General features: G+C 68.1%; 10 protein-coding genes. All 10 read left to right on the top strand.

Annotation, left to right across the window (positions count from 1 at the left end):
* Positions 1-1096, top strand: a 1096-nt coding sequence (locus tag AOK08_RS28550; protein WP_055531375.1) for a DUF4417 domain-containing protein, incomplete at its 5' end; no start/stop codon positions are given.
* Between the two features lie 467 nt (positions 1097-1563).
* Complete coding sequence (locus AOK08_RS28545) at positions 1564-2262, top strand: hypothetical protein (RefSeq protein WP_055531367.1); 699 nt, start codon at positions 1564-1566, stop codon at positions 2260-2262.
* Between the two features lie 688 nt (positions 2263-2950).
* Entirely contained in the window at positions 2951-3361 is a 411-nt protein-coding gene (locus AOK08_RS28540) for a hypothetical protein (protein ID WP_241827119.1), read from the top strand.
* Positions 3361-5970 carry a hypothetical protein gene (locus AOK08_RS28535; protein ID WP_055531365.1) on the top strand — a complete coding sequence of 870 codons (2610 nt, stop codon included), beginning with the start codon at positions 3361-3363 and terminating at the stop codon, positions 5968-5970. Before AOK08_RS28540 ends, AOK08_RS28535 begins: the two co-directional genes overlap by 1 nt.
* Positions 5970-8201, top strand: coding sequence for a hypothetical protein (locus AOK08_RS28530; protein WP_055531364.1), 2232 nt, complete (start codon positions 5970-5972; stop codon positions 8199-8201). Before AOK08_RS28535 ends, AOK08_RS28530 begins: the two co-directional genes overlap by 1 nt.
* Positions 8202-8218: 17 nt before the next feature.
* On the top strand, positions 8219-8680 hold the full coding sequence (locus AOK08_RS28525; protein ID WP_055531357.1) for a hypothetical protein: 462 nt from the start codon (positions 8219-8221) through the stop codon (positions 8678-8680).
* A gap of 120 nt (positions 8681-8800) precedes the next feature.
* A complete protein-coding gene (locus AOK08_RS28520) occupies positions 8801-9364 on the top strand; it encodes a helix-turn-helix domain-containing protein (protein ID WP_157876839.1) in 564 nt (187 codons plus the stop codon).
* Positions 9361-9789 (top strand): hypothetical protein, encoded by a 429-nt coding sequence (locus AOK08_RS28515; RefSeq protein WP_055531353.1) that lies wholly within the window; start codon positions 9361-9363, stop codon positions 9787-9789. The genes AOK08_RS28520 and AOK08_RS28515 overlap by 4 nt, the downstream gene beginning before the upstream one ends.
* 303 nt (positions 9790-10092) lie before the next feature.
* The gene (locus AOK08_RS28510) at positions 10093-10620 is read left to right on the top strand and encodes a hypothetical protein (RefSeq protein WP_055531351.1); all 528 of its coding nucleotides are present in this window, start codon (positions 10093-10095) and stop codon (positions 10618-10620) included.
* A 54-nt stretch (positions 10621-10674) separates the two neighbouring features.
* Positions 10675-11532, top strand: a complete 858-nt coding sequence (locus AOK08_RS28505; protein ID WP_055531349.1) for a FadR/GntR family transcriptional regulator — start codon at positions 10675-10677, stop codon at positions 11530-11532.
* Positions 11533-12334 lie beyond the last annotated feature (802 nt).

Genomic DNA, 12334 nt, shown 5'->3' with positions numbered 1-12334 from the left:
CACCCCGACCGTCGGCGTTCCCCTCCCCGGCCGCGGATGCGACTGCAATTCCTGCGCCTTCTACGCCGGCCCCGACGGACGTGGCGGCCCGGCGACCGTCGAGCCGCTGTGCTCGGGCACCAACAGCGACTGCCGGTTCTGCGGCTGCTCCGCCGCGGAGGCTGATGCCCCGGCGAACGCATGCGCGGCCCGCTCCTGCCCGATCCGCTGCGGCAGCCGCACCGACATAGCCCGGTGGATGTCCGACGTCGGCGGCACCCTCACCTTCGACGACATCAGCATCGACAGCGTCCTGCCCACCGGCCTGCCGTCCTTCATCCCCATGACCGACGGCTCCGCGGTGACCCGGCTCGACGCCAGCCTGGACTGGCCTGCCTACGGAGTAGGTCTGCGCCGGGTCTTCTCACCCGACACCCACACTCTCTACCCGCGGTTCACCGAGCAGACCGCGCGCCAGGCCCTGGCCCTCAAGTCGCACCAGAAGGCCGTCCTCGTCGGCTACGGCGAAGACCCGCTCGTCGAAGCCTTCTGGACCAACCGCAAGCGCGACAACCTCGTCGAGCGAATCGCCGCCCAGGAATGGGACCTGGTGCTTTCCTGCAACTACAGCATCTACGGCGATTGGCCGCGTACCGAACACCTGCTCAACATGCGTCGCTCGCTGATCCTCGCCCAGGAGTTCGCCGAGGCCGGCGTGCCCGTCGTCCCGAACCTGTACTGGTTCCGGCTGGAGGACCTTGAGCGCTACCGGGCCTGGATCGAGGACGCGCCGCCTCCGGCGATCGCGGTGAACGTGCAGACCGTGCGTGACAACGGCACTTGGGACACATGGGAACGGCCGGGGCTGCACTGGCTGGCCGCGAACCTTCCCGCCGACATGCCCATCATCCTCACCGGTCTGTCCCGTACCAACCGGATCGCGGAGATGGTGCAGCTCTTCGGCAGCCGGCTCACGCTCATCTCGCAGAACGCCCACCAATACGCCCTGCACGGCGCGGTCATGACCGACAACGGGCGCGAGGACATCCACGCACGGACCGAGGACGCCTTCGCGGCCACGGTCCAGTACATGGCCTCGCTCCTGCCGCCTCGCTGAGCGACATGTCCCAACGCAAGGAAGGTGACGCGGTTTTCACTGGAGACGAACGGATCAGAGTTCCTCTCGGTGAAGACGGGCTCCCGGGGCGGAAAGGGATCTACTCAGAGGCAGGGGCTGTGAGGTGGCGAACCCAGTCGCCCGTCGCAGCGTGGCCGTTGAGGACCTCGGCAATCCGGGGCACAGCGTCCCAGTCGAGCCCACCGACGGTGCCCGTGACGCGATGGCACGGCGGGGGACGGCCCTCGGGCCGTAGTCCGTGTACTTCCCGTCGTCGTACCGCTTGGTGCCGACGGCGACGAGCCCGAATATCTCGGGCGCCTGGTGGGTCAGGTCCCGGTCCGGGCCGCCGAGCACGGCGTATCGGGCCCGGAAACGTCTTAGCCCCGGCGACTTGATCGTGAAGATCAGCGGTCCACCGGGGCTTGTCAAGCATCAGTCTACCCGACTTCTCAGCAGGAGGAACCTTGACGCACGTATCCCCGGCGCCCGCGCCGGGGCCGTGGGTGGAGAACTGGCTCAGCCCTGCCCGGCACACCATCTACCTGAACGCCGTCGGCGGTGACCCCGCCCGTGCTCTGGCCCTGTACGAGTGGAACACGACCTTGACCTGCGCGGTCCTGCGCGACCTGAGCCACTTCGAGGTTGCTCTGCGTAATGCGTACGCCGGGGCTCTGGATGCGACCTGGACCGGGGCGACGCACTGGCTGGACGACCCGGCCAGCCCGCTGCGGGCTCCGCTGATCCGTGTGAAGAAGGGCGGCCGGCGCGGCCCGCGGCGGGTCGACATCAACGACAAGACCCGCAGCGCCATCGACAGTGCCCGCAGGAGGTACGGGCGCACGGCTCCGCCGGGGAAGATCATCGCGGACCTGTCGCTGGGTGTGTGGCGATACCTGTCCACCTCCGCCCACGAGAAGACGCTGTGGGTGCCCCATCTCCACTACGCGTTCCCTCCCGGCACCAACCGCACGACCGTCGACCAGCCCATCGGCGACTTGCACGAGCTGCGCAACCGGGCCGCCCACTGGGAACCCCTGCTGACCGTGCCCATCGACGTGCGGATGAAGGACCTGCTGACGGTCACCCGCCTGCTGAGCCCCGACCTTGCCGCCTACATCCAGCACTCCAGTCACGTCGTTCCGCTGCTCAGCCATCGCCCGTAACCGCCCGCGTGACCAGCTGATCGTGATCCACCTGACGCACGAGGGCCCCGAACCGAAGCGCAAGCTCCGGCCGGGGCCCTCTTGGTCTTCTGCGCGAGGCGCAGTACAACCAGAGTTGCGATCCACCGCCGCTGCTGCGGCGTCAACTTGCTTGCCTTTCGGGTACTCCATGAGTCCCTGGGGCACCGCTGCTAGTGCAGCGCTCGCAAGCTCGTGTCTCACGTCGTTGCGGTCCACCTCCGCTGGTGCGGAGCCACACCCCCACGCGCGTGTATCGGTGTTCCGATCCCTCAAAGGGCCTATGACAACCCACGTGCGGGGGTTACCCCGGTCCTTTCGGACTGAGGTGATTTCACCGTAGCAGGGACCGCCGACAACGCGGGCCGCTTCGGAGAGTTCGGGAGTTCGGGCGCGGCTGTCTTCGGGCTGCCATCGGTCGCTGAAGTGCAGCGTGCTGTCCCTGGCATGCCACAGCAGAAACCCGGAGAGGCGCCGCCCGCCGGTGCCGATGATCAGGTCCGGGCAGCCAGTTCCGTTCGACTTCGTTGAGGCCCGCTCAACGTCCGTCGAGAAGAATCACTCAGCGATCGTTGCGTCCGGTCACTGAGGTTTCTCCTCTCGCGCTGTCACACCGGCAGCTCCTCCCACACCTGTAGCAGGTGACAGCCCTGATGGGAGGAGCCCTCCGATGCCGACCAAACCCGACCGCCCCGCCAGTCCCAGCGCCGTCATGGCCACGGAGGCGTCGGTCACCTCCCCGTGGCGCCTGTGGATCCTGCTCGTCTGGCATCCAGCACTGGGCCTGCCCATGGACCCCGTCGCCGTGCTGGGACTGGACGGGCGCCCCGGCGCTCCCGTGCAGCGTGTGGTGCGCTGGGTCCCGCTGGTCTACGAGCCGGCCGATCCATGGCGGGAGCGGCTGGGCGAGAACAGCACGCTCGAAGACGCCGAGCGCTGGACGACACAGTCGGGTGCCTGCTCGGCCGAGGCCGTGGAGGTCCCCGACGGCGCGCTCGACCTCACCCACGCCGCTGATCTCGTGCTCGACGAGCTGCTCGCCGAGCTCATCCCCACCCTTCCCCCGCGGGATGGTGCCTGATGGGCACGGGCAGCAAGTCCAGCCACGCCTCCTACGCCGTCGGCACGACCACTCCGTCAGAAGCGCCCGAAGTACCTGTGGCCGCACCGTCGAGCGAGCCGGATTCCGAGCAGGAGATACAGGCCAAGGCCGACCTGTTGATCGCCATGAACTTGCTGGAGGAGATGGCCGATCCGCCGTTCGCCATCGGCCTCGAGGATGCGCTCCCCGATGACCCGGTAGAGAAGTACGAGTTGTTCGTCGGCCAGGTGGAGGACGCCCAGGCGGCCATCGAGAAGTTGAAGGAAGAGGGCGCCTCGGACGAGGAGATCGAGGCCCAGACCAAGGCGCTGAAGGCCCGGACGGTCGCCTTCTTGAACTCCCTTGATGACGACGAGTTGCGCCAGATCGCGGCGGCCAAGGGATTCGAGCATCCGGCGTTGGTGGGCCTGGGCGGGTCGGGCCAGCACCCGTTGGTCCACTGGCTCGACCCGGCGTACGACAGCGGCATCCCGTCCAAGCAGAAGATCCAGGCCAAGGCCCAGGAGAGGTACAACGAGCTGCTGGCCGGCGGCACGGTCGCGGGGATGACCCTGGCCGACCTGCACCAGCTTGAGGGCACCGAGCCGCCGGTCAGCGGCGGCTCGTGGTCGGCGACGCCCGAGCAGGCCAAGGAATCCGCGCAGTCGATCACCCAGGCCGTCAGCACCTACCTCCACGACGCGAAGTTCACTGCGGGCCCGCAGCAGGGCGAGGCCTTGCAGAAGATGCTCGCGGCGGAGCAGAAGCTGGCTGCGGCCGACTGCCCCGAGCTCGGCGAGGATCTCACCACGGCGAAGGCGCACGCCAAGGCGATGGTTGACCAGGCGATCAACCATCACTACCTGTCCCCGCTGGATGTCCAGCCGACAGTGCACGACGCCATCGCGTCAGGGCACCTGACCGAGGCCGAGGCTCAGCACCTCACCGCACGTGAAGTCGTGGCCCTCGTACGGCCGACGACGCCCGAGAGCGAGACGGCCTCGCTGAAGGAGCTGGCTGCCAAGCGGCACGAGCAGCTCGCGAAACTCGACGCCGCGTACGCCACACACTCGGAGATGGCGCCCGGGGGTGGGGAGCCGCTGAACCTGCCGTCGGCAGGCGACCCTTGGGCACCGCAGATGATCGCCTCGTGGGCGGAGAACGCCGGCGAGCTCCAGGCCATGCAAAACGGCGTGCACGGCTGGTACACCCAGAGCCAGCAGTCCCTTGCGGAGCAGCCTTTCGCGCAGCATCCGGGCGCCGATGCCTCGAACTATGTGCATCCCGAGTCCCTCACCAACGATTTCAAGGCATGGGCCAAGGGCCAGAAGCTGAGTGACCTGCGCACGGTCGCCGGCGAGATGGGGATGGACACCGCGGCCGCCGCGTCGCGCGCGCACGTGCAGAACTACATCGCGGGCTGCTTCAACCCCAAGTACGACCAGGCGGCCATCACGGAAAAGGCCGGGGCCGCGGCCGCGAAGAAGGCGGCCGCCAAGGCGGCTGCTGCGGCGCCGAAACCGGTGAGCCCCGCCACGGAGCTCGCCTCCGACGAGGCGGTCCAGGCCCTGGCGAGCAAGCCTCCGGGCAAGGCGAACACGCCTTCGCCCCCGCCGGTCGCCGCTGGCCCGGCGAAGGCCCCGAAACCGGCCAAACCCGGTTCCTTCAACGCGAAGGTCCAGGCCCTGATGGCCGATCTTCAGCACGCGAAGGCGACCAGTCAGGATGTACCGGCCCGCGTCGACGACAAGGAGGTCGCCGGGTGGGCCTTCGGCCCGGGAACGAAAGCCTCCGAACTCGGCGGTACGTACGCCAAGACCGTGCACACGGCGCCGGACGGATCCAAGTGGCTGTTCAAGACGGACCACAACCACGGCGGTGCACTGGGGCATACCGAGGCATCTGCGTCCCACGTCCTGTCGCTCGGTGGCGTCCCTGCGGTACCGGTGTACTCCCACAAGAAGGCCGACGGGATGGCCGGCTCCATCCAGCCGATGGTGCAGGGTGCGAAGCCCTTCACGAGCAGCCCGAGCCAGTGGACGCAGAGCCAGGTCGACGCGATCGTCCGGTCTCATGTCGGCTCCTGGATGATCGGCGAGCACGACGGCCACAAGGACAACTGGCTCCAGACGCCGTCCGGCGGGCTGGTCCAGATCGACCGCGGCCAGGCGTACAAGCACTACGGACTCGACAAGCTGTCGGTCGACTACGCCCCCAGCGGCGGAGGCGGGTTCACCCCGGTCCACCAGAGCCTCTACCAGGCGGCCCTCGGCGGCAGTCTCGCCAAAGGCGTCACGATCAATCCGGCCGTCGCCCATCCGGTGATCAAGAAGTTCGAGTCCGTCCCCGACGCGCAGCTGCGCTCGATCCTGCACAGCACCGCTCATGAAGGGGCCAAGGCCAGTGTGGCGTGGGTGCCGCAGATGCGCAGCCGGGCGGCCAAAGCCCTGAAGATCCCGCAGTCCCAGGTCACGCACGAACAGATCGCCGGCGCGTTCCTGGACCACGCCGTCGAGAGGAAGAACACCTTGCGCGAGAACTTCGCCGACTTCTTCGTCAAACAGCTCAATATCCCGTCCGCGGCGTCCCTGAAGCACGGAGGCAACTGATGGGGACCGGGTCGAAGTCGAGTCACCAGAGTTACGCGGTCGGTCCCACCGCTCTCGCCGAAAGCCCGAGCGCGCCGGTGGAACTCGCCGGTGTGCAGGCCGGTGAGGAGATAGCCGGGGGTGCCGCTTCCGGCGGGGGGACGGCGGGGCCGGGTGTCCAGGAGCCGCTGCCGGACAAGGCTGACTCCCCGCAGGACACAGATGCGGCGCTGGAGGCACTGCTCCAGGAACCCGGTTCCGTGGAGGAGCTCGGAGTCCCTGGCCCCATGAGTGCGGAGGAGGAGCCGCCAACGCAGGTCGCCCCGGTCGACGAGGCAGAACCGCTCGTGCAGGAGCAGAGCGAAGAAGGAGTGTCGGCCGCCGGGGAAGCAAGCGCCGTCCCTGCGGCGGACGACGAGGCGAAGGCCGACGGGGATGAGACGGATCCGCCGCTCACTCCTGTGCCGACGGCGCCGCCTGTCGGGGAGCCGACGGGCACGCCGATCCTGGTCGGCGGGGACGACTTCATCCATTCCGAGGCCACGCTCATCGCCTATGACTCGCCGGACGGTCCGCGCGAGGTGCTGCTCACGCACGTCTCCGAGGAGGCGGAGGAGAAGCTGCTCGATGCGCTGAGCATCCCGGGCACGCACATGGAGGACGTAGAGGTCGAGGAGGAGGTGAAGGAACGTCTTGATCTCGACAAGCAGAAGAAGTTGGGCGAGCTGACGAAGACGGCTGTCACCTCGGTGCAACACAAGCTGAAGGGCCACCTGCCGATGTCCGAGGCGTCGGCCGCCAAGCACCAGGCGGCCGTCGACGCTGTCTCGGCGGTGCTGAACGACCCGGGCGTCAGCGACGACGAGAAGGCCATGGCCCAGCACTACATGGATCAGCTCGACGTGGTGAAGGACAAGATCGCCAACGGTGGTGAGCCGATGTCCTGGATGCAGCCCTACGAGGTCACGGCGACCAAGATGGTCACCAAGCAGGTCGCGGTGCCCAACGGCGAGCCCGAGCCCGGCTCGCTCGGGGCTACGGTCCGTGAAGCCAGCCGGATCAAAGCGGAGTTCGATACGGAGACCGGACAGAGCTCCTGGGACGGTGTCGCCCGCAGCCATGCGAACGGCACCGAGTACGAGATCGACATGGGCGATGGCTGGAAGGCCGTCTACCGGCCGTACAAGGAGAACGACCCGTCCAGCACGGAGTACTCCCTGCGCGGGCAGCTGGAGGTCCACGCGCCCGTCGGCGCCGGACACGGCAAGGACCTCGTCGAGCGGCTTGAGCAGCTGCATCTGGTGAACAAGCCCATGACGGCGGCCGAGGGCGAGTGGACCTACCTGTCGAACAACATCCAGGCACAGGGCCTGGGTAAGGCGGCCGGGATGAAGGCGGCGATGGATACCGCCCAGGGCTTGGAGGACTTGCAGGTCCAGGAGATCGTGCACCAGCGGATGGATTCGCTCATGGGTCTGGACAGCGATGACCTCCAGATCCAGATGAAGCGCATCCAGTTGGAGGCCGCGCAGAAAGTGCTGCCGATGAAGGTCGAGGTGGTCCGGGATGCGGTCGCCAAGGCGTCCGGGTTCTCCGGCGGCGCGGCGCTGGCCGCCAGCCCCGGCTACGAACCGACGCCTGCGACGAGCGGGCGATGGCTGACCTGGTCGCGGTTCGACGTGACCGGCAAGCAGGAGGAGGTGAAGCAGGCGTTCAGCGGGCGGTCCCTGACGCACAGCATCGGCAGCGGTGACCTCGCCGGCCTGCTGAGCACCGGTGTCCTGGCATCCACCGAGAAGCGCACGACCATGGGCATCGGCAGTGGTGTGGGGATGAGCGAGGAGGACGACAAGATGACCGGTGGCGCGAACAGCGTGTTCCTGCGGGTGAAGCCCACCAGCAGCGACCTGGACGGCGGCGTCCTGGTCTGGGACGACCCCAGCGTGCTCATGAGGCGCAGCGACTACTACGGGTACAACGGCGACCACTACGGGGCGATCAACCCGAACCACCACAATTACAGCGCGAATGCGATCACCCGGGACCCTATGAAGATCGCCACGTTCTACAGCGACTCCAACGAGGTGATGTTCCGGGGCGGGCTCGACCTGCTCGGAGCGGAAGCGCCCAGCCGGATCGTGTGCGAGTCCGCCGGTGAGCGCAAGAAAATCCTCGCTTCCTTCTCCGCCCGGGGTATCACCGAACTCGGCGGCAAGCCGGTGGAGGACGTCCTGTGCGTGACCGACAACTGACGCCTGGAGGCGCAACCATGGCAGCAGAACAGCAGTGGCGGCGGCGGTTCTTGGACCTCCTCGCCGGCAATCACAGCACCACCGGGGATCCGGTCGACGCCGGCGCCCGCCTGGTGGTCTGCGACCCCGATGGCGAGGAGGTGTTCCGGGCCGCGCTCGCCCGGCACTCCCGTTTCATGGACGACGGACAGGGCGTCTGGGTCAGACCGCTGATCGGAGGGAAGGCCACTGGCGACGGCTACCTGTTCAACCTGGGCATAGCCCGGCGCCGGGCCCTGCAGTGGACGGAGGCCCGGATCGTGGACGGCGCCGTCGCGATGGAGCTTGTCACGGGGCAGCGAGCCCGGGTCGAGCCGGCCGATGCAGCCGAGCTGGCGGAGCTGAACCGGTGGGAGGAGTTCACCGACCGGCTCACCCAGCAGGAGGAGCTCGCACTCGAGCGTCTGGACGCGGACTCCTGGCATGGCCGCTTCTCCTGAGGTGCCCGGCTGCCGGCGCTCGGGGTGCCGGCAGCCGTATTGGCATGATGGCCTCCCGATCATGAGGACGAGGACATCGCCGGCGGGCGAGTCGGCGCGGCACACAGGGAGGTGGTCAGCGTGGCAGTACGGCGTCGTGGCGTGCGCGGCTTCGACGGGAGCGCCCTGCGCTCCCGTCGCGAAGGCCGGCGCATGTCCGAGGAGGACCTGGGGAGGCCCTTGGGAACGTCGGCCTCGTTGATCCGCGCCTACGAGGAAGGCAGGAGGATCCCGGAGTGGGGGACGCTGGTCGCGCTGGCCTCCGCTCTCTCGTGCTCCCTCGATGACCTGCGCCCCGGCCAGCCCACCACGCTGGAGGACCTGCGGTGCGTGGCCGGCCAGAACCAAGCTGCCGCAGCCGCCACAGCCGGGCTCGGACGCAGTGGCTACGCGATGCTCGAGAACGGCCACACCCGCACCCTGAAGCCCAGGATCGCCTGCGCCCTGGCCGCCGCCTGGGGTTGCAGCCCGGACGATGTCGTACAAGCCCACTCGGCGGCCGTCCAGGAGACGGGCAGCTCCACCCCCGTGCTTCTTCAGGGTGCCGTGCTCGAAGAGCTCGCGGAACGTCTCCACATGGCGCCCGACGCACTCCTCGACCTCGCCCGGAACATCCAGACCGAGGCCGAAGGGAGGAACTCATGACCGTCCACCGAGGAGACCCGCGCACCGACGCCCGGCACGCGGCGCTGCGTAGCCCTCTGCCCGAGCCCGAGCGCCAGCTCCCGGTCGACGTGACCTGGCTACGTCGGCGCGCCAAGATGTTCGCGCACGTCGCCCAGCGCCCCTTCCACCTAGTGGTCGATCTCCAGGCGTACGCGTCCGCCACCGGGCTTGCCTTCCATTCGCACTACGTTGCCCAGGTCTACCGGGGCCCGGAGAACGCGCGGTTGGGCGTGCCGCTGATGGCCGTGAATCTCGCACGGGTCGGCACCCGCGAGGAGGCCGATCGCGCGCTGGCGCACGAGACGATGCATCTGGTCGTGCCCTCGTACGGGCACAAGGTCGCGGCATTCGACCGAGCCCAACTCCTGCTCGACCAGGTCGGCCAGCTGGACGTCACCGCGTAGGACACCTCCCAGTAGCTCCCGCGTATCTGCTCCACCATTCAAGCGCTGCATAACTCGATAATTTCGTGTATTATGAGATTGCGCGCGAAGGTAAGCCACGTGTTGTTGTTGTTGTCGCCGTCGTCGTCCCGAGGCGATCGTGCACAGCCGCTCATCCGGACCGGATCGCCAGACATGCACCCATGTCGGCGGCTCCCAGCGAGTTCCGGCTCTCTCCGCGCGAAGCAACTGACTCCATTCCGCCCTCCGACGCCTCCTGCCCACCGTAGGCACCGGACGCCCCGTACGAGAAGGCAACTCCTCATGACGACAGCCATCAACCAGACGTACGACACCGACGAGTTCACGGAGCTCAGGGTGAAGGTCGCCTTCTCCGAGCTGGTCGCCTATGAAGCTGACCGCACGTTCGAGATACCGGTCTCGATAGCCCACAGCCCGCGTGCCATACGGCAGTTCATCGCCGACGAGCTCGACCCCGATGATCTCGCCGACGACTGCACCTACGAGAACACCACCAGCTGCGAGGACCGCAGCATCGACGAGGTCCGGGTCCTGCAGACCTCAGCCGACCACTGGCGCTCCGACGGCGTCCGGCAGATCGCCATCAACCGATACATGCGCTTCGTCCGGGGGCCGATGACGGTCTGGCTGGCCCCCGACCGCAAGCAGCCCACGGGGCGTTGCACGGTCTGCAGCCGCCTCACCGCCTTGCGGGTCGGCGCCAAGGCTGCTCTGCACCGTCGCCCACGGGAGATCGAGGCGTGCCCGGGCACCGGACACCTCGTCGCCCAGCGCGACGCCGTGAAGACGGTGCCGGCCACCGCCTCCTGACCCGACCGGGCCGGCATCCCGCCGGCGCGTGCCCCTCTCCAGAAAGACGAGTCCATGCCTTCCTCAGCTCAGCCTTCGACTCCTGACTCACAGGGCCCGGGCCCGTTCGGCCTGGTGGTCCCCACACCCGAGCCCAGCAGCGACTCCGTCCACGTTGATGCGCAGGCGCGCGCTGAGCCTGGCCGTGGCGTCCGGCGCAGGTCGGCCGCTCGTGCACGCGGGCTGCACGGCCAAGTCGTCGAGCAGCTCGGCCAGATGATCGCCTCCGGCGAAGTTGACGCAGATCACCAGCTCGTGCCGGAAGAGATCGGCGAGCGGTTCGAAGTCTCGCGCACCGTGGTCCGTGAGTCGTTCCGGGTTCTGGAGGCCAAGGGCTTGGTCGCCGCTCGGCCGAATGTCGGCACTCGCGTGCGTCCGGTGCGTGACTGGAGCCTGCTCGACCCTGATGTCGTCGAGTGGCGAGCGCTCGGCCCCCAGTGCGGGGACCAACAGCGTGAACTTGATGAGCTGCGCTGGGGTATCGAGCCGCTCGCCGCGCGTCTGGCGGCGGAGCGGGGGCGAAAGGAGGTCCGCAAACACCTGGGTGCCGTGGTCGAGATGATGGGCCGCGCCGTGGATCAGAATGACTCCTCGGCCTTCGCCGGCTCGGATACAGAGTTCCACTCGCTGCTCGTGCAGGCGTCAGGGAACCAGGTGCTGGAGTACCTCTTCGGTGCAGTTTCCGCCTCCCTCCGCGCATCCGGCCTTCACTTCGCCGGCTGCGGCATCCTCGGCGGTCGGTCACTCGCGCACCACGTCCGCATCGGCGAGGCGGTCGCCTCGGGTGACGGCGGAGCAGCCGAGGCGGCGATGCGCGAGCTGCTCACCAGCCATCACGAGGCAGCCCGCTTGCCCGTTCCGCGCAAGCACTGAGCCGTCATCCCTTCCCGTAAACCCGCACGGCGGAGGAGGACGTCGGCTTGTGCTGCGCGACCGCAACTGCCGGGACGGACCTCAGGGATCTTCCCTCAGGTCGGCAGGGTCGGCGGCCACGGTGCGTTGGTCCGCTCCCGTCGCGCGTGGGCCCGCAAGACCGGCGGGCGCGGAAAGCACCGTGCCGCCCTGTGCTGAACACGGGACTGGTGGCGATGGCAGCGGCCTCGTCGGAGATACGACATCAAGGCTGCGAGGGCCGAGTCGGTGGTCTGAGCACGAGGCCGGTCGGCGGGTACAGCTTCTGCGATCCCGTTCATACGGGGCTGACTGAACCGCGCGGCGCGAGCGGCACGAAAGGGCCGAGCATGTCGGGCGCTCGAACCGTCGGGGCCGGGGCTGGAGCGCCTCCGCCATCGTGTGCATGAGCCCCTACTGATCTCAGTCGTCGGCACGAGCCGTTTTCCTTGAACTGGGCATCCTTACGGCGGAGCGTGTGAATCAGACCCCGAGCTCTGGGCCCTGTCGCCAGGTTTCATCGGCGGCACTGGGGAACAATGCACGGTATCCGAATGGACCACGAGGATTTCCTGCGGTCTCTGAATTCCCGGACATTAGCACCTTCCCTCGTTTCGGCCCGTTTCATTGCGATCAGCTGTTCAGGGCAGGCTGATTGCATCCCCGCGCCCAGCGAATCGCCTGTCATCGGATCCTGGCCAGCAGGATCCGTCTTCTATTACACACCGAGGGGCTGGGGTACTCGGGCATCCACAGCGCGTCAGCGGCGGAAAAGCGCACACCT

It is taken from the genome of Streptomyces graminilatus (genome assembly GCF_001418565.1).
Lineage (GTDB): Bacteria > Actinomycetota > Actinomycetes > Streptomycetales > Streptomycetaceae > Streptomyces > Streptomyces graminilatus.
The sequence above is the reverse complement of the archived record's forward strand: the minus strand, read 5'-3'. Positions and strand labels throughout refer to the sequence as shown.